General features: G+C 34.3%; 14 protein-coding genes. 13 read left to right on the top strand and 1 reads right to left on the bottom strand.

The annotated features are described in order from the left end of the window. Positions 1–10: 10 nt before the first annotated feature. Entirely contained in the window at positions 11–3022 is a 3012-nt protein-coding gene (locus SJY34_RS13875) for a SusC/RagA family TonB-linked outer membrane protein (RefSeq protein WP_400076619.1), read from the bottom strand. Positions 3023–3358: 336 nt separating this feature from the next. Here SJY34_RS13875 and SJY34_RS13870 point away from each other — a divergent pair, with 336 nt between their 5' ends. From SJY34_RS13870 to SJY34_RS13810, 13 genes are all read left to right on the top strand, one after another. Next, positions 3359–4378 carry a LacI family DNA-binding transcriptional regulator gene (locus tag SJY34_RS13870; RefSeq protein WP_400076617.1) on the top strand — a complete coding sequence of 340 codons (1020 nt, stop codon included), beginning with the start codon at positions 3359–3361 and terminating at the stop codon, positions 4376–4378. A 114-nt stretch (positions 4379–4492) separates the two neighbouring features. After that, positions 4493–4678 carry a hypothetical protein gene (locus SJY34_RS13865; RefSeq protein ID WP_400076615.1) on the top strand — a complete coding sequence of 62 codons (186 nt, stop codon included), beginning with the start codon at positions 4493–4495 and terminating at the stop codon, positions 4676–4678. Positions 4679–4875: 197 nt separating this feature from the next. Then, entirely contained in the window at positions 4876–6555 is a 1680-nt protein-coding gene (gene ilvD, locus SJY34_RS13860; RefSeq protein ID WP_400076613.1) for a dihydroxy-acid dehydratase, read from the top strand. An 89-nt stretch (positions 6556–6644) separates the two neighbouring features. Continuing rightward, the gene (gene ilvB, locus SJY34_RS13855; RefSeq protein WP_400076611.1) at positions 6645–8381 is read left to right on the top strand and encodes a biosynthetic-type acetolactate synthase large subunit; all 1737 of its coding nucleotides are present in this window, start codon (positions 6645–6647) and stop codon (positions 8379–8381) included. Between the two features lie 145 nt (positions 8382–8526). Continuing rightward, the gene (gene ilvN, locus SJY34_RS13850; protein WP_400076609.1) at positions 8527–9057 is read left to right on the top strand and encodes an acetolactate synthase small subunit; all 531 of its coding nucleotides are present in this window, start codon (positions 8527–8529) and stop codon (positions 9055–9057) included. A 115-nt stretch (positions 9058–9172) separates the two neighbouring features. Continuing rightward, positions 9173–10675 (top strand): ketol-acid reductoisomerase, encoded by a 1503-nt coding sequence (gene ilvC / locus SJY34_RS13845; protein ID WP_400076607.1) that lies wholly within the window; start codon positions 9173–9175, stop codon positions 10673–10675. A 151-nt stretch (positions 10676–10826) separates the two neighbouring features. Further along, positions 10827–12095 carry a threonine ammonia-lyase gene (gene ilvA / locus SJY34_RS13840; protein WP_400076605.1) on the top strand — a complete coding sequence of 423 codons (1269 nt, stop codon included), beginning with the start codon at positions 10827–10829 and terminating at the stop codon, positions 12093–12095. Between the two features lie 12 nt (positions 12096–12107). Next, positions 12108–13685, top strand: a complete 1578-nt coding sequence (locus SJY34_RS13835) for an NADP-dependent glyceraldehyde-3-phosphate dehydrogenase (protein ID WP_400076603.1) — start codon at positions 12108–12110, stop codon at positions 13683–13685. Between the two features lie 413 nt (positions 13686–14098). Then, a complete protein-coding gene (locus SJY34_RS13830; protein ID WP_400076601.1) occupies positions 14099–14722 on the top strand; it encodes a GNAT family N-acetyltransferase in 624 nt (207 codons plus the stop codon). Next, positions 14719–15903, top strand: coding sequence for an argininosuccinate synthase (locus SJY34_RS13825; protein WP_400076599.1), 1185 nt, complete (start codon positions 14719–14721; stop codon positions 15901–15903). The genes SJY34_RS13830 and SJY34_RS13825 overlap by 4 nt, the downstream gene beginning before the upstream one ends. Continuing rightward, positions 15900–16877: an N-acetyl-gamma-glutamyl-phosphate reductase gene (gene argC / locus SJY34_RS13820; RefSeq protein ID WP_400076597.1), complete on the top strand. Its 978-nt coding sequence runs from the start codon at positions 15900–15902 to the stop codon at positions 16875–16877. Before SJY34_RS13825 ends, argC begins: the two co-directional genes overlap by 4 nt. Positions 16878–16956: 79 nt before the next feature. Next, positions 16957–17757 (top strand): pyrroline-5-carboxylate reductase, encoded by an 801-nt coding sequence (proC, locus tag SJY34_RS13815; RefSeq protein WP_400076595.1) that lies wholly within the window; start codon positions 16957–16959, stop codon positions 17755–17757. Beyond that, positions 17754–18893: an aspartate aminotransferase family protein gene (locus SJY34_RS13810; RefSeq protein ID WP_400076593.1), complete on the top strand. Its 1140-nt coding sequence runs from the start codon at positions 17754–17756 to the stop codon at positions 18891–18893. Before proC ends, SJY34_RS13810 begins: the two co-directional genes overlap by 4 nt. Positions 18894–18966 lie beyond the last annotated feature (73 nt).

The following is an 18966-nucleotide window of genomic DNA, read 5'->3' as shown; positions in this document are numbered from 1 at the left end:
ATTTTTTTTTTTAAAAGTTTGCATTAAGACCTAATGTAATAGTTCTTGATTGGAAATAGTTATACCTTCTATCTATACCTGGTGTTAAAGGATCTCCAGTTCCTGGAGGTAAAAATCCACCATTATCCACATCTCCTCTATCTTGTAAAGCAGGCTCTGGATCTGCACCTGTGTAACCCGTTATTGTAAATAAATTCTGAGCCGTTAATGATAGTCTTAGACTCTTAAGATACTTATTATCATCGGCAATATCAAATGTATAACCAATTTGTAGGTTATCAAGTTTAACAAAATCAGCTTTCTCAACATACAATGAACTAAATTGAGCATTTGTAATTGTTGGCTCTGCTAAGTCAGTATTGATAAAGTTGTAAGAACTTTGACTACCTACTCTTGGCTCATAAAATACTCTAAAATTATTAACTAAACTGTGACCAAATGCACCTCTAATTAACATATTAAGATCCCAATTTTTGTAAGCTAAAGAGTGTGTCCAACTTAATTCAAAATCTGGAATACCTTTACCAAGCTCAGTTAAATCACCATCGATAACACCATCACCATCAGCATCAATTGCATTACCGATTTCTTGATTTGCTTGTATAGTGCCATCACCATTTAAATCTACAAAGTTTTGCGCACCATCAGTGATTGTTCCATCCCATACAGGACCATAAATTAATCCAATCTCTTCGCCTGGTGCTACTAATACTACAGCAGTATTATTTTGACCTGGCGCACCAAGATTACCTCTAAATGTAGTTTGTCCGAACTCATCTAAAGTAGATTTATAGGTTGAAAAAATTAAACCTGAATTATAAGTGAGGTCATCACTTTTAATAATATCATAATTCACGGCTAATTCTAAACCTTTGGTAGATAATTCTCCACTATTGTCAAACCAGGTATCAGCAATTTGAACCACATCATCAGGAAGTTCACCTGCTAAAATAGGTCTTTCAATAATAAAATCTGTAACTTTTCTAGAATACAAATCTAACGTTGCACCTAAACGCCCCATGTTAAACTCGATTCCGAAATTCGTCTCTGCTTTTTCTTCCCACTGTAAATCTGGGTTTGCTTGTCTAAATGCTACTGAAGAAAGTAAATTTCCATCAGGATTATAACCACTTTGAGCAAGTCCATAATCTACTGGTAAAGCACCTGTAACACCATATCCAACTCTTACTTTGAATTGATCTACATTATTCATATCAATGTAATTATTCAAATCTACACCTAAACCAACAGCTGGAAATGTTCCCCATTGATTATTCTCACCTAATTTAGTTGAGCCTTCGTGTCTAACCGAAGCATTGAAGTATATAGCGTTATCAAAAGTTGCATTTGCTCTCGCAAAAAATGCTATAATACGTTGTTCTGGTGATCTGTTACTATTAATATTCAACAAATTACCACCATTAATCTGATCTTGAGACCATTCTAAAGCGTCAATATATGCTAGATTATCATTTGGAAAATCACCTGCTGAAATAAAATAATCATTAAATTGTTCTTCTTGCCACGAATATCCACCAGTAAACTTTAAATTTAATCTATCGCTTGGATCTAAAGCAACATCACCAAAAAGCTCGAATAATTTAAATCTATCATCTCTATTATATAATCGTGCTAAACCTTTTCGTGTTGGACTCGATGCATTACCTCTAAAAAGCGATGTTGTTCTATAATACTGACCATTATTAAATTTAGAACTCTGTTCTGAATAAGTCGCGTTCAATGAAATATTATCTGTGAAACTATACTTGAAGTTTGCACCATATGTAAATTCGTTTCTATCACTATTATTGGTATTTTGATTAATAATAGATACAGGGTTGAAGCTATCAAATAAACCTAATGTTTCAAAATAGCCACCATAAGGATCCGCACTAAATGGAAATGGTGAATCTGCACCAAAAACAGGAGCAGTTGGGTTGTAAAGAACTGCATATCTTAATGCTTCATTAAAACCTTCTTCACTATCTCTTTTAGTAAAAGAGGCATTAAAATCTATTTTTAATTTATCATCTAAAATTCTAGTTGATGCTTGTAGTCTTGTATTAAACTGATTAAAACCAGAATTTCTCAGAACACCTTGAGCATCTCTAAAGTTTGCAGATACTCTAAAGCTAGTTTGATCGTAACCACCAGAAATGGCAACGTTATGTATATTAGTGATAGCATTTCTTGTTACTAAATCTATCCAATCAGTTCTACTACCCAAATCTGTTCCTCCAGCAGCAACGAACTCTTCACCACTCATATTATCTACTTGTCTAGCAATAGATGCTGAAGCCACAGATCCATTATAAGAAACTGTTGTAGAACCAGATCTACCTCTTTTTGTTGTAATAATGATTACACCACTAGATCCACGCGTACCATAAATAGCGGCAGCTGAACCATCTTTTAAAACAGTCATAGTATCAATATCGTTGGGATCAACGTTATCTAAAGATGCTCCAATAATACCATCTATTACTACTAATGGTTGAGAATTTGCTCCAATAGTTGAAATACCTCTTAATCTAATCACGGCATCATCATTAGGATTTCCTCCTCTATTATAAATACTTAAACCAGCTACTTTACCTTGTAGAAGACTAGCAGCATCATTAATCGCACCTCGGTTAAATTCTTCTTCACTTACTGTTGTAACAGCAGAAGTAACTTCTTTCTTAGTTGTGTTACCATAACCTACAACAACAACCTCTTCTAAAGCGGCGGCATCTTCCTCTAATACTACATTAACGGTAGATTGACCATTTACTGCTACTTCTTGAGTTTTAAATCCTAAGTAACTAAAAACAATAACAGCATCTGAAGCCACATTGTTTAATGTATAATTTCCATCAAGGTCAGTTTGAGCACCATTAGTTGTTCCTTTAACGATGACGTTAACTCCTGGCAATGGACCCGTGTTATCCGAAACATTACCTGTAACGGTTTGCGAGTATATCAATCCGCCTACCAGAAAGAAAATACTACATAAAATTTTTCTAAAAAGATTTTGTGTCATATTGTGTTTATTTAGTTAGTAATTAGTTTGTTTGATTTGTAATCGAGTTTTACGATATTACGAAATTGATAAGTAAACGTTAAATTTTTGTCAAATATAAATACTAAATTGCCTTTTTTTATCAGAAGTGCAAAATAAAACCTTAAAAAAATCTTAAAAAATTACCGAAAAGGTTTTCGTAAATCGTATTTTTAACAATCTTTTCATTATTCAACATGAAATAAAAATGGGACTTTTGACTTATTTCAATGACTATATATATCCTTAATTTTAGTCTCAAATTTTAGTCAAAACATTCATAGCAATTTTGAATTTAATTTTTTTGAATATTAATTAATGGTTAAGACTACCCTAAAAGAAATAGCAAATGCGCTAGGCATATCCATATCTACTGTATCAAAAGCGCTTAAGGATTACCCTGATGTCAGCGAAAAAACAAAACTTAGAGTGCTAGAATTGGCTGAATCTGTAAATTATTCTCCGAATGTTTTTGCACAAAGCTTAAGAAGCAAAGAATCTAAGACTATCGGCGTTATTATTCCTAGCATGGTGCATTACTTTTTCTCTAATATCATTAATGCCATATTAAAAGAAGCAGAGAACAAAGGTTACATGGTAATTATAATGCAATCTAACGAAGATTATGAATTAGAAAAAAAACAAGTTGACTTGCTAATTAATAAAGGCGTAGATGGCATTTTGATCTCATTATCTAATGGTACAAACAATTTTAAGCATTTGCAAAAAATTAAAGACTATAACATTCCGCTGGTATTATTTGATAAAATTACAAAACTCATTGACTGTTCTAAAGTAGTTATTAATGATATAAAAGCCTCATATGACGCAGTATCGTATTTAATTAACAAAGGTTATAAACGTATCGCTTATTTTAGAGGTGACTTAAATCCACAAAACTCTATTGATAGATTTCTTGGTTATAAAAAAGCTTTAGAAGATAACAACATTCTATTTGATGCTTCCTTGGTTTATATATGCAAAAATGGTGACTTTGATGATGGATACACAAACGCTGAAAAATTAATCAATACATACGGAACAGATATTGATGCTATTTATACAGTTACAGATTTAACCGCAATAGGAGTGATAAACTATCTTAATAAACAAAATATTGAAATTCCTGAAGAAATAGGCGTTTTTGGTTTTAGTAATTGGTTTATGTCCTCGGTTATTACCCCAACACTTTCTTCTGTTGAACAAAATGCTAATAAAACTGGTGAAAAATCAATTGAATTATTATTTAACGAAATAGAATGTAAACAAAACGGAAATGATTTTAAGCCAAAAACAATTACTGTTGATACCGAATTAATTATTAGAAACTCAAGCTAATTCTTAATCCTATATTTTATCCAAATCATGTCAGATTCGATTTTATTTTGTAATTCCTATACATCAAAATTATTGATATCTTTTTCTAAGCAGATCGTCTAAAATAATTCAGCAATGAGCAACAATTCATATTTTGCAACTGATGCTGGTGGGATGTTGCAAACTTTTATATTTGGTGTTGGTGCATTACACCTCACTGGAAAAAGCATTGAACAAAAGAATCCAATACTTCCAAAACAATGGAAATCATTAACCATAACAGGAGTTGGTAAAGAAAAAAAGACTTTCAGAATTGATTAATGTTTCTAAATCAATTTTTATTTAAAAAATTAATATTCTTGAACATCATATTAAAATGACATTAAAATACTGATTTACAGTAATTTAAATTCACTAAAACTTATTTGACTTTAGATTTAGAGCTAAGATCCATATACATAGAATTAGACCAAGAAGTAATTTAGTACTATAAACTATTTTTCGCACAACTCGATTCTATGAGTCAATTAAATAAATACAGTAAAACCGTTACCCAAGATCCAACGCAACCAGCTGCTCAAGCTATGTTGCATGCTATCGGATTAACAAAAGAAGATTTTTTTAAACCCATTGTGGGAATTGCTAGTACTGGTTATGAAGGCAATCCATGCAATATGCATCTTAACGACTTAGCAAAACTGGTCAAAGAAGGTACGAAGAACGAAGATGTGGTTGGTTTAATATTCAACACTATTGGTGTAAGCGATGGCATTTCTATGGGAACACCAGGAATGCGTTACTCATTACCATCTCGAGATATTATTGCAGATTCTATGGAGACTGTAGTTCAAGCTATGAGTTATGATGGCTTAGTCACTGTGGTTGGTTGTGATAAAAATATGCCCGGAGCCTTAATAGCAATGATTCGTCTGAACCGTCCTTCGATTTTAGTCTATGGTGGCACCATTGATTCTGGTTGTCATAATGGAAAGAAACTAGACGTAGTTTCTGCTTTTGAAGCTTGGGGAAGCAAAGTGGCTGGTACAATGAGTGAAAACGAATATCAAAACATCGTTGAAAAAGCATGTCCAGGTGCTGGTGCTTGTGGAGGTATGTACACAGCAAATACAATGGCTTCTGCTATAGAAGCTTTAGGAATGGCATTACCTTTTAATTCTTCAAATCCAGCATTAAGCGATGCAAAAAAAGAAGAATCAATAAGAGCTGGAGAATCTTTACGAGTATTATTAGAAAAAGATATAAAGCCTTCAGACATCATAACTAGAAAATCTCTTGAAAATGCAGTAAGACTAGTAACAATACTTGGAGGTTCTACAAATGCAGTATTACACTTTCTAGCGATTGCCAGAGCTGCTCAAATAGATTTTACATTAAAAGATTTTCAAGATATAAGCGATAACACACCGTTTTTAGCTGATTTAAAGCCTAGTGGTAAATACTTAATGGAAGATGTACATGCGGTAGGAGGCATTCCTGCGGTATTAAAATATCTTTTGAAAAAAGGCCTGATACATGGAGATTGTTTGACCGTTACAGGAAAAACAATTGCAGAAAACTTATTGGATGTCGAAGATTTAACAGAAGGACAAGACGTCATCAAACCTATTGAAGAACCAATCAAAATTTCTGGACATTTAAGAATGCTCTATGGTAATTTAGCTACAGAAGGTAGTGTTGCGAAAATCACAGGAAAAGAAGGGTTGAGTTTCAAAGGAAAAGCCAAAGTTTTTGAAGGCGAGTATGCTGCTAATGACGGAATAAGAGACGGAAAAGTTGAAAAAGGAGATGTCGTCGTTATTCGTTACGAAGGTCCAAAAGGTGGGCCAGGAATGCCCGAAATGTTAAAACCAACTGCAGCCATTATGGGAGCTGGCTTAGGAAAAGATGTAGCATTAATTACAGATGGTAGATTCTCAGGAGGAACTCATGGTTTTGTTGTGGGACACATTACTCCAGAAGCTCAAGAAGGAGGAACCATCGCCTTTGTTGAAGATGGAGATATTATTACAATTGACGCAGAAACCAATACCATTTCAGTTGAAGTTTCTGAAGAAGAATTGCAAAAAAGAAGACAAAACTGGAAAGCACCAGAATTGAAGTTTGAACGTGGTGTCCTTTATAAATATGCAAAAACAGTTTCATCCGCATCTAAAGGATGTGTAACCGATGAATTTTAGACTAAATAAAAATATTACCAAAATGTCATCCTGAGAAAGCCTGTGCTGAGCCCAGTCGAAGTATCGAAGGATCTCAATAAAAACATGAGATGAAAGAAACTCAAACTATAAAAAACAACACTAAAAACACTGAAACTACAGAACGTATTTCAGGTAGTGAGGCTGTTATAAAGTGTTTATTAGCAGAAGGTGTTGATATTCTTTATGGATATCCAGGTGGGGCGATTATGCCAGTTTATGATGAATTATATAAGTATCAAGATAAAATTCATCATGTCTTAACACGTCATGAACAAGGTGCTGCCCATGCCGCTCAAGGTTATGCTCGTATTTCTGGAAAAGTTGGTGTTGCTATCGCTACTTCAGGACCGGGTGCAACTAATTTAATTACTGGTATTGCAGATGCACAAATCGATTCTACTCCCATGGTTTGTATTACGGGTCAAGTAGGTTCTCATTTGTTAGGAAGTGACGCGTTTCAAGAGACAGATATTGTTGGTATTTCTACACCTGTTACGAAATGGAATCATCAAATCACTAGAGCTTCAGAAATTCCTGAAGTATTTGCTAAAGCATTTTATATTGCAAAAAGCGGAAGACCAGGACCAGTTCTAATTGACATCACTAAAGATGCGCAATTTGAAGAGTTCGATTTTAAATACAAAAAATGTAAAGGTGTAAGAAGTTACAAACCTGTACCAGACACAGACGAAAATTCTCTAAAAGCTGCGGCAGAACTAATCAATAATGCAAAAAAACCATTAATTGTTTGGGGGCAAGGAGTCATTTTAGGTAAAGCTGAAGAAGAATTTAAAGCGGTTATTGAAAAAGCAGGAATTCCTTCTGCTTGGACCATCTTAGGAGCTTCTGCTATTTCTACTTCGCATCCATTAAATGTTGGTATGGTTGGTATGCACGGAAATTATGGACCTAACGTTTTAACTAACGAATGTGATGTCTTAATCGCTATAGGCATGCGTTTCGATGATCGCGTAACCGGAAACTTAGCAACCTATGCGAAGCAAGCCAAAATTGTTCATTTTGAAATTGATCCTGCTGAAGTAGATAAAAATGTAAAAACGGATATTGCTGTTCTAGGCGATGCCAAATCTAGTCTAAAAAACTTGTTGCCATTATTGAATACAAATTCGCATAAAGATTGGCATCAAAAATTTAAAGATTTATATAAAATAGAATACGATAAGGTCATTAAAAATGATTTAAATCCTACAAAGGAGGGTTTAACAATGGGAGAAGTGTTGAAAGAAATCAACATTCAAACCAAAGGAGAGGCTGCGATTGTGAGCGACGTTGGTCAGCATCAAATGATTGCTTGCCGTTATGCCGATTTTAATGTCTCTAAAAGTAATATTACCTCAGGAGGTTTGGGCACTATGGGCTTTGCTCTGCCAGCAGCTATTGGAGCAAAAATGGCCGCTCCAGAACGCGAAGTAGTTATGATTGCTGGTGATGGTGGCTATCAAATGAATATTCAGGAATTAGGAACAATTTTTCAGCAAAAAGTACCAGTTAAGATTGTGGTTTTAAACAATGAGTTCCTTGGTATGGTACGTCAGTGGCAACAACTGTTTTTTGATAAACGCTATGCTTCAACCGAAATGGTAAATCCAGATTTTGTAGCAATTGCTAAAGGCTATCACATCGATGCTCAAAAAGTGTCAGAACGAAAAGATTTAAAAGCAGCTGTAAAAGAAATGATTGATTGCGAAGGTCCATATTTTTTGGAGGTTAGAGTCGAAAAGGAAGATAATGTTTTCCCAATGATTCCAACAGGTGCAAGTGTTTCAGATATAAGATTAGAGTAAACGTCAGTTCGATTGAATTTCAAAAGAAGTGTAACGAATTTTGAAATTTGTATCGAGAACAATAATATAATTTCTCGATACAATTTTCTCTCGTACCTCGAAAAAATCACTCGAAGTGACGAATAAATTATTTAGAATAAATATAATGAGTACAGATATAAAACAATTTACAGTTTCTATTTACACTGAAAACAATATAGGATTGCTGAACAGGATTTCAGCAATATTCCAAAGAAGACACATGAATATTGAGAGTCTCAACACCTCTCCTTCTGAGATTGAAGGAGTGTCAAGATTCACACTTGTCGTCAATATTACTGAGTCTCAAATGAAAAAAATCATTGGTCAGATTGAAAAACAAGTAGAAGTTATTAAGGCTTATTATCATACTGAAGGAGAAATCATTTATCAAGAGTCGTGCATTTTTAAAATGAAGTCCGATCTATTATTTGATGAGCGTCAAATTCAAAATATTATCAAAGAAAGTAACGCCCGAATAGTTACTGTAAACAAAAAGTTTTTTGTAATTGAAAAATCTGGAAGAAAAGAAGAAATTGACCTATTATATAGAGAATTAAGCCCTTTTGGAATCATGCAATTTTCAAGATCTGGACGTATTGCAGTCACAAAGGACGAAATGAAAATATCAACAATGCTTCAAGCATTTCAACATTAATTAATAAAAAAGAAATTAGAAATGAGATTGAAGAAATTAGACATTGCTAAAATTTTTGGAGCTATAACAAGTCTATTTTCTAATCTCTAATTTCTATAATCTAAAAAGAAGAACAATGTCAAATTATTTTAACACATTACCATTAAGAGAACAATTAGAGCAATTAGGAAAGTGTCGTTTTATGGATGCTTCAGAATTTGAAGATGGTGTAAACGAATTAATTGGGAAGAAAATCGTAATTGTAGGTTGTGGAGCTCAAGGTCTTAACCAAGGTTTAAACATGCGCGATTCTGGTTTAGATATTTCGTATGCATTAAGACAAGTTGCTATAGACCAACAACGCCAATCATATAAAAATGCAACCTCTAACGGATTTAATGTTGGTACTTATGATGAGTTAATTCCAACTGCTGATTTGGTATTGAACTTAACTCCAGACAAGCAGCATACTAATGTTGTAAAGGCAGTTATGCCATTAATGAAAAAAGGAGCAACATTAAGTTACTCTCATGGTTTTAATATTGTTGAAGAGGGAACAAAAGTTCGTGAAGATTTAACGGTAATCATGGTAGCGCCGAAGTGTCCAGGAACCGAAGTTAGAGAAGAATACAAACGTGGATTTGGTGTACCGACATTAACTGCTGTGCACCCAGAAAATGATCCAGAAGGTAAAGGTTGGGCACAAGCCAAAGCTTATGCTGCAGCTACAGGAGGACACAGAGCTGGTGTATTAGAATCGTCCTTTATTGCTGAAGTAAAATCAGATTTAATGGGAGAGCAAACAATTCTTTGTGGTTTGTTACAAACAGGAGCTATCCTATCTTTTGATAAAATGGTTGAAGAAGGTATTGAGCCGGGTTACGCTGCTAAATTAATTCAGTTTGGTTGGGAAACCATTACAGAAGCGTTGAAACATGGTGGAATTACTAATATGATGGATCGTTTATCGAATCCTGCAAAAATTAAAGCATTCGAATTATCTGAAGAGTTAAAAGATATTATGCGTCCACTTTTTGAAAAACATATGGACGATATTATTTCTGGTCATTTCTCAAAAACCATGATGGAAGATTGGGCAAATGATGATGTTAACTTATTAAAATGGAGAGCAGCAACCGGAGAAACCGCGTTTGAAAAAACAGCGTTAACTTCTGATCATATTTCTGAACAAGAATATTTTGACAATGGGGTTTTATTAGTTGCTTTTGTAAAATCTGGTGTAGAATTAGCTTTCGAAACTATGGTAGCTGCTGGTATAATTGAGGATTCTGCTTACTACGAATCTTTACACGAATTACCATTAATAGCCAACACTATTGCAAGAAAGAAATTATTTGAAATGAATCGTGTGATTTCTGATACTGCAGAATATGGCTGTTATTTATTTGACCATGCTTGTAAACCATTGTTGACTGATTTTATGAAGACAGTTGATACTAGTATTATTGGAAAACCATTTTCAAATTCAAATGGAGTTGACAATGGAGAATTAATAGCGATTAATGATGCGATTAGAAATCATCCAATCGAAGCTGTTGGCCAACGTTTACGTGCTGCAATGACAGCAATGAAAGTAATAAAATCGGATGTAAAAACTTCTGATTCTGTTTTAGCTTAAGTAAAAGACTGTCACATCTAGCATTATTGAAACGAAATATATTTTGTTGAAAGTAGCGAACAAACCTCTTAGAGGTGCTTATGAGGTCTCGACTGCGCTCAAACAGACAGAACCATAATAAATAAGATTCCCACTTGCGTGGGAAGTTAACATGAAAGAAACTACTACGGTATACCGACCAACATTAAAGGCAATTGAAGCTGCTGCTGAGAAGCTAAAAGGCATTGCATCTGTTACACCTTTGACAAAAAATGCTAGGTATTCGAAGCATTTTGGTGCAAATATTTATTTTAAAAGAGAGGACTTACAAGAAGTTCGTTCTTACAAAATTCGTGGTGCGTATAATAAGATCTCATCATTAAGCGCCTCTCAAACTGAAAACGAAATTGTTTGTGCTAGTGCAGGGAATCATGCGCAAGGAGTAGCGCTTTCTTGCAAGCTTTTGAAAATAAAAGGCACTATTTATATGCCTTCACCAACACCTAATCAAAAAATTGAACAGGTAAAAATGTTTGGTGAAGATTATATTGATGTGGTTTTAGTGGGTGATTCTTTCGATGATGCCTATCATGCTGCAAAGGAAGAATCTGAATCTCTTAATAAAACGTTCATTCACCCTTTTAATGATGAAAAAGTAATTGAAGGACAAGCGACTGTAGGATTAGAAATTATTGATCAGTCAAAAGAGCATCCTATTCATTATGTTTTTGTTCCTGTAGGTGGTGGTGGACTCGCGGCAGGATTGTCGTCAGCTTTCAGAATTTTATCACCACAAACAAAAATTATTAGTGTAGAACCAAAAGGTGCTTCTGCGATGTTAAACTCTATTAGAAATAATAGAAATATTACGCTAAACTCTATTGACAACTTTGTGGATGGTGCAGCTGTAAAACGCGTTGGTGATTTAAATTTTGCGATTTGTAAAGAGACCTTACATCGTGTTGTTGAGGTAGATGAAGGCAAGATTTGTCAGACTATTTTAGATTTATACAACAAAGATGCTATCGTTGTTGAGCCTGCTGGTGCTTTAAGCCTTTCCGCATTAGAACAATTTTCTGAAGAAATAAAAGGAAAGAATGTAGTTTGCGTTATTAGTGGAAGCAATAATGATATTACAAGAACAGCTGAAATAAAAGAACGTGCATTATTGCATGCAAATTTAAAACACTATTTCATTGTTAAATTCCCCCAGCGAACTGGAGCACTAAGAGATTTCGTTGTAGATATTTTAGGTCCTACGGACGATATTACTCATTTCGAATACACAAAAAAGGCAAACCGAGAAAATGATGTTGCTGTAGTTGGCTTAGAGTTAAAACATCCTGACGATTTAGAGCCTTTAATTACCAAAATGAAGCTTCATAATTTTTATGGAGATTATCTTAACAATAAGCCAGATTTATTTCAATTCTTAGTATAATCCAACCAAAAAATGAATATTCCAGAACAATTTCAAATTAGAAATTTAGTAGATCAGAACACGTATTTAGTAGATGGAGCACTAATACCTTGGAGAGGAGAAACCTCTAAAGTCTATTCCACAATTTCGTCAACTGAAGCATATGAGCCAACACTTCTTGGAACTATTCCGACTTTAGGAAAAAAAGAAGCCTTAAAGGCATTAGATTCTGCTGTTTCTGCATATAATAAAGGACAAGGTTTGTGGCCAACCATGAAGGTTGTGGACAGAATCGCTTGTATGGAAAAATTTGTAAAACAAATGAAAACCAAGCGAAACGAAGTTGTTAAACTGTTAATGTGGGAAATCGGTAAAAACCTTCCAGATTCAGAAAAAGAATTCGACAGAACTGTTGAATATATCTACGATACCATAGAAGATTACAAACAAATGGATCGTAATAGTGCCAAGTTTGAAAAAAATTCTGGTGTTAATGCACATATTAGAAGAGGACCATTAGGAGTTGTACTTTGTTTAGGACCATATAATTATCCTTTAAATGAAACATTTGCGCTTTTAATCCCAGCCCTAATGATGGGAAATACAACCATTTTCAAACCTGCTAAGATTGGTGTTTTATTATTATCACCTTTATTAGAAGCCTTTCAAAACAGCTTTCCAAAAGGTGTTGTAAATATTATTTACGGCAGAGGACGAACCATTGCAACTCCAATAATGAGAGATGGACGTGTCGATGTTTTAGCGTTAATTGGTAATAGTAAATCTGCTAATGCCTTACAAAATGAACATCCAAAAAGTAACCGTCTTCGAATGGTATTAGGTTTGGAAGCTAAAAATCCAGCAATTGTGTTAAAAGATGCGGATTTAGATTTAGCCATTGATGAATGTATTGCGGGCACGACATCTTTTAACGGTCAACGTTGTACTGCATTAAAGGTCTTATATGTTCATGAAGCTATTGTTGAAGAGTTCAATACCCGTTTTTCTGAAAAAGTAGATGCCTTAAAATTTGCAAATCCATGGGAAGATGGTGCAAAACTTACACCTCTTCCTGAGCCAGATAAACCAGCTTATATTCAAGACTTAATTGATGATGCTGCAGCAAAAGGAGCAAAAGTGATTAACTCTAAAGGAGGAGAAACGACAGAAAACTATATTTTTCCAGCTGTTTTATATCCAGTTACGAAGGACATGAGAGTGTTTCAAGAAGAACAATTCGGACCTGTAATTCCTGTAATTCCATTTTCAGATATTGAACAACCCTTAGATGATATGGCTGAATCTAATTACGGACAACAAGTAAGTTTGTTTGGTAAGGATGTAAAAACCTTAGCGCCTTTAATTGATACTTTAGTGAATTTAGTTTGTCGTGTGAATTTGAACAGCTCTTGTCAACGTGGACCAGACGTATATCCATTTACAGGAAGAAAAGATTCTGCAGTAGCAACTCTAAGTGTGCATGATGCTTTAAGATCATTTTCAATTAGAACTTTTGTGGCTTCAAAAGACAATGATTATAACAATGCTATTTTAAAGGATTTGCTAGACTCTAAAGCTTCAAACTTTGTGAGCACAGATTATATTCTTTAAACAAAACAATCAATAAGTGAGATTTATACAATTTGAAAAGGTATTTATTTCGAATTTCATAAATCTCACTTAAAACAATATTTTATCTATTGTAATTACTAATTAAATATGTAGTTTAGTACTATGTTTACACTAAGACACAAATATAGAGCTCCCAGACCCACTGTTGAACGCCGTCGCTAATTCTAATATTTAGCAACAAACTCTATATTCATTTTTATCTTTTTACTGTGTACAACTCAATTTTCAAATATCATTTTCAATCTTTAATTATCTCAACAGATAATCATAGCATCGTACGCCGCTTTTTTCCGCGTCGCCCTTAGGGTGTACCTCTATTCATTGAACTTAGGTGAGTCCGGTTCAGCTTTCAAAAAAACAAAATCACATTTTTTAATTAAAACTCAATTACGATGAAAATTGTTATTGCTAATAAATCACATAGCGTTTATGCAGACATCATCTGCAAAACTATCGAAGAAGCCGCGCAAGTCAGAGGTACTGGTATTGCAAAGCGACAACCAGAATACATCATTACCAAAATGGAAAACGGTAATGCAGTAATTGCCTTAGATGGAGACGAATTTGCAGGCTTCTGCTATATAGAAGCTTGGGGACATGGAAAGTTCGTCGCTAATTCTGGACTAATTGTTCATCCAAATTTCAGGAATCAAGGTCTTGCTAAGAAAATCAAGAAGGTGATTTTTGAACATTCGAGAACTAAGTTTCCTGATTCAAAAGTCTTTAGTATTACAACAGGATTAGCTGTTATGAAAATGAATAGTGATTTAGGTTACAAACCAGTTACGTTTTCAGAGTTAACAGATGACCAGTCCTTTTGGAAAGGCTGTCAGACTTGCAAAAACTTTGATGTTTTAACCAGAACCGAACAAAAAATGTGTCTATGTACTGGTATGCTCTACGATCCTAATAAAAAGGAAGAGGAGAAACTAGAAGAGAAAAATATTGATAAAAAAGTATGGACGCGATTGAAAAACATTAAGCAATCGATGTTTCTAAAAAAAGAAAAAAAATGAGCAAATTAGTAATTGCATATAGTGGTGGATTAGACACATCCTATTGCGCAGTAAGTTTAAGTAAAGCGGGTTATGATGTACACGCTGTAAGTGTAAACACAGGTGGTTTTACTTCAGAAGAAATTAAAAATATTGAGAATAACGCCTATAAAATGGGTGTTTCAACTTATAAAAATATCGATGCTATCGCTTCGTATTACGATAAAGTCATTAAGTATTTAATCTTCGGAAATGTTCTAAAGAATAATACATACCCTTTATCTGTAAGTGCGGAACGTATCATCCAAGCCATTGAAATTGTTGAATATGCCAAAAGTATAGGAGCTAAATATATTGCACACGGAAGTACTGGTGCAGGAAACGACCAAGTACGTTTTGATATGATTTTTCAAACCTTAGCTCCAGAAATCGAAATCATTACACCAATTAGAGATGGTAAATTAACGAGACAACAAGAGATTGATTACCTCATTGAAAATGGAATTGACATGTCTTGGAACAAAGCAAAATATTCTGTAAACAAAGGACTTTGGGGAACTAGTGTTGGTGGAGAAGAAACCTTGACATCAGAACAACCATTACCAGAATCCGCTTACCCTTCGCAATTGAAAAAAGATGGTGAAGAGAAAATCACCTTAACCTTTAAGAGAGGTGAATTAGTGGCTTTAAATGGAAAGCAAGATGCAGCTGACAAAAATATTGAACTCTTAAATGATATCGCTTCGGCTTATGCCATTGGGAGGGATATTCATGTTGGTGATACTATTGTTGGCATTAAAGGACGTGTTGGATTTGAAGCTGCTGCTGCATTAATTATCATCAAAGCACATCATCTGTTAGAGAAGCACACTTTAACTAAATGGCAATTACAACACAAAGATTATTTGTCAAATTTCTACGGCATGCATTTGCACGAAGGTCAGTATTTAGATCCTGTAATGCGAGATATGGAAGCATTTCTTCAAAATAGTCAGGCTAAAGTTTCTGGTGATGTAACAGTAACATTGAAACCTTATCATTTTAGTTTAGATGGCATCTCATCTCAACACGATTTAATGAGTGCAAAATTCGGAAGTTATGGTGAAGAGAATAAAGGCTGGACAGCAGATGAAGCAAAAGGGTTTATTAAAATAGTAGGCAATCAAAACAAAATCTATCAACAAGTAAATTCAGAATTATGATTAAGGCAGGAATTATAGGAGGTGCTGGATATACAGCAGGTGAATTGATTAGATTGTTACTCAATCACGAACAAACGATTATCGACTTCGTATTCAGTACATCAAATGCTGGAAACAAAATTTATAAGGTGCATCAAGATTTAATTGGTTCTACCGAAATGGAATTTACTAATAAAATTAATGCTAATGTAGATGTGCTATTTCTATGTTTAGGTCATGGAAACTCAACGGCATTTTTGGAACAACACACATTTTCTAAAACGACAAAAATTATTGATTTAAGTAACGATTTCAGACTTGAAACTGATAAGGTTTTCAATGGAAAAGATTTTGTATATGGTTTACCAGAATTACAAAGAGAAGCTATAAAAAAAGCCACATACATTGCCAATCCAGGTTGTTTTGCGACAGCCATTCAATTAGCAATTTTACCATTGGCTGATGCTAATTTAATCAAAGAAGACGTTCATATTAATGCTGTAACAGGTGCTACTGGAGCAGGAACATCATTATCTAAAACCACTCATTTTACTTGGAGAGATAATAACTTTTCGCATTACAAGGCATTTACGCATCAGCATTTAGGTGAAATCAATCAAACCGTAAATCAGTTACAGTCTGACTTTGATTCTGAAATTCATTTTATGCCAAATCGCGGTAATTTTTCGAGAGGCATATTTGCAACTGCATACACAAGTTTCGACGGAACTGCTGAAGAAGCAGTTGATTTATATAAAGCATATTATAAAGACGCTGCTTTTACGTTTGTTTCAGACGAAGCAGTTCATATGAAACAAGTGGTAAATACCAACAAGTGCATCATAGGTGTTGAAAAACACGGTAATAAAATATTAATTACAAGTGTAATTGATAATCTATTAAAAGGTGCTTCAGGACAAGCCATCCAAAACATGAATTTAATGTTTGGCTTTGAAGAAACCGCAGGATTAAAATTAAAAGCTAATTATTTTTAACTGCTGTCACCTTGAACGCAGTCGAAAGGTCTTAAAAAAACATTTAATTAAAAGATAACCGCTTTCGCGGTCAACAGATATGAAAATCGCAATTATAGGAACAGGAAACTTAGGTAAGTCTATCGCAAAAGGGTTAATCACCAATAATGCGATTACAACGCTGTATTTAACCAAGCGAAACTTGAACGATATTCAAGAATTTGAAGGCTACAAAAATGTAGTATTGACCACAGATAACATTGAAGCCGTAAAACAATCTGACATATTAATTTTCGCTGTGCAACCAGCACATTTTGAAAAGATTTTAAATGATGTCAAGCCCTATTTAACTGAAAATCATGTTGTGATTTCAACTATTACAGGCTATTTAATCCCAAAGATTGAATCTCAAATTGGAAGTGATCAGTTTATAATTAGAGCGATGCCAAATACGGCCATTGCTGTTGGTAAATCTATGACCTGTTTATGTAGTAACGAAAAAGGCAAAAAACGTATACCGATTGCTGAAGCTATTTTTAATAGATTAGGACACACATTGGCTATACCAGAATCTCAAATGCAAGCCGCAACAGTCGTTTGTGCTAGTGGGATTGCCTTTTGGATGCGACTCATACGAGCCACAACACAAGCCGCAATTCAACTAGGTTTCGATGCCAAAGAAGCACAAGAATTAGCAATGCACACCTCTGAAGGTGCTGCCAATTTATTAATTACAAATGGCGACCATCCAGAAGAAGAGATTGATAGAGTTACAACACCAATGGGTTGCACCATTACAGGATTAAACCAAATGGAACATAAAGGATTGAGCTCTTCTTTAATACAAGGTATGGTAGCTTCATTTAATAAAATTAATACTATAAAAGAAGAACAGATATGAGTTTATTTAATGTATATCCGTTATACGATGTTACACCTGTAAGCGCAAAAGATGCGTACGTTTACGATGAAAAAGATGTTGAATATCTCGATCTTTATGGTGGTCATGCAGTTATTTCTATTGGACATTCACATCCAAAATATGTTGCTGCAATTTCAAATCAAGTTGAAAAACTAGGTTTTTATAGTAATGCCATTCAAAATCCATTACAGACACAATTAGCGAACAAATTAGAACACTTATCTGGATGCAAAGACTACCAATTGTTTTTATGCAATTCTGGTGCAGAAGCCAATGAAAACGCCTTGAAACTAGCATCTTTCCACAACGGAAAACACAAAATATTAGCTTTTAATAATTCATTTCATGGTAGAACCTCAGCAGCTGTTGCGGCAACTGATAATCCTAGAGTCGTTGCTCCTTTAAATGCACAACAAAAGGTCGATTTTGTAGAGTTAGGAGATTTAGAATCAGCAGAATCCATTCTAAAAGCTAATGAGACCTGTGCAATCATTATAGAATGCATTCAAGGAGTTGGTGGATTAGATGAAAATACAACTGAATTTTATCAAGGCCTAGAAAAACTTTGCAAGCAATATAACACAGCTTTAATAGCTGATGAAGTGCAATCTGGGTTTGGAAGAACAGGTGACTTTTTTGCTTTTCAAAAGCACAACATTACACCAGATATTATATCGATTGCCAAAGGCATGGGAAATGGATTTCCTGTTGGTGGAATTTTAATTCATCCCTCAATTAAGGCCTCTTTTGGATTACTAGGAACTACTTTTGGTGGAAATCATTTAGCTTGTGCAGCTACCCTTTCAGTGTTAGATGTTATTAAAGAGCAAAACCTAATGCAAAATGCTTCAGAAATCTCAGAATATTTTCTTGAAAAAACAAAAGATTTACCAAATTTAAAAGCTATTAAAGGTCGAGGATTAATGCTCGGTTTAGAGTTTGATTTTCCAATTTCGGAATTGAGAAAAACACTCATATTTAAGCATCATATATTTACTGGTGGTGCTAAAAACCCAAATTTAATTAGAATTCTTCCACCTTTAACCATTCAGAAAAAACATATCGATGTCTTTTTTAAGGCGTTAAAGAAAGAATTAAAAAAATTAGAACCGTAAAACTTCTCGACTGCGCTCGAGGAGACATTCGTTTGTCTGATCGAGCGCAGTCGAGACCTAATTGAAACTAAGT

The sequence above is a fragment of the Winogradskyella sp. R77965 genome (assembly GCF_044594915.1).
Lineage (GTDB): Bacteria > Bacteroidota > Bacteroidia > Flavobacteriales > Flavobacteriaceae > Winogradskyella.
The sequence above is the reverse complement of the archived record's forward strand: the minus strand, read 5'-3'. Positions and strand labels throughout refer to the sequence as shown.

Bases quoted from the DNA above. Each gene is read 5' to 3' on its own strand.
- ilvB (WP_400076611.1), top strand. From the start codon at position 6,645: ATGAAAGAAACTCAAACTATAAAAAACAACACTAAAAACACTGAAACT.
- SJY34_RS13810 (WP_400076593.1), top strand. From the start codon at position 17,754: ATGAGTTTATTTAATGTATATCCGTTATACGATGTTACACCTGTAAGC.
- ilvD (WP_400076613.1), top strand. From the start codon at position 4,876: ATGAGTCAATTAAATAAATACAGTAAAACCGTTACCCAAGATCCAACG.
- SJY34_RS13825 (WP_400076599.1), top strand. From the start codon at position 14,719: ATGAGCAAATTAGTAATTGCATATAGTGGTGGATTAGACACATCCTAT.
- proC (WP_400076595.1), top strand. From the start codon at position 16,957: ATGAAAATCGCAATTATAGGAACAGGAAACTTAGGTAAGTCTATCGCA.
- SJY34_RS13865 (WP_400076615.1), top strand. From the start codon at position 4,493: ATGAGCAACAATTCATATTTTGCAACTGATGCTGGTGGGATGTTGCAA.
- ilvN (WP_400076609.1), top strand. From the start codon at position 8,527: ATGAGTACAGATATAAAACAATTTACAGTTTCTATTTACACTGAAAAC.
- SJY34_RS13870 (WP_400076617.1), top strand. From the start codon at position 3,359: ATGGTTAAGACTACCCTAAAAGAAATAGCAAATGCGCTAGGCATATCC.
- SJY34_RS13875 (WP_400076619.1), bottom strand. From the start codon at position 3,022: ATGACACAAAATCTTTTTAGAAAAATTTTATGTAGTATTTTCTTTCTG.
- SJY34_RS13835 (WP_400076603.1), top strand. From the start codon at position 12,108: ATGAATATTCCAGAACAATTTCAAATTAGAAATTTAGTAGATCAGAAC.
- ilvC (WP_400076607.1), top strand. From the start codon at position 9,173: ATGTCAAATTATTTTAACACATTACCATTAAGAGAACAATTAGAGCAA.
- ilvA (WP_400076605.1), top strand. From the start codon at position 10,827: ATGAAAGAAACTACTACGGTATACCGACCAACATTAAAGGCAATTGAA.
- SJY34_RS13830 (WP_400076601.1), top strand. From the start codon at position 14,099: ATGAAAATTGTTATTGCTAATAAATCACATAGCGTTTATGCAGACATC.
- argC (WP_400076597.1), top strand. From the start codon at position 15,900: ATGATTAAGGCAGGAATTATAGGAGGTGCTGGATATACAGCAGGTGAA.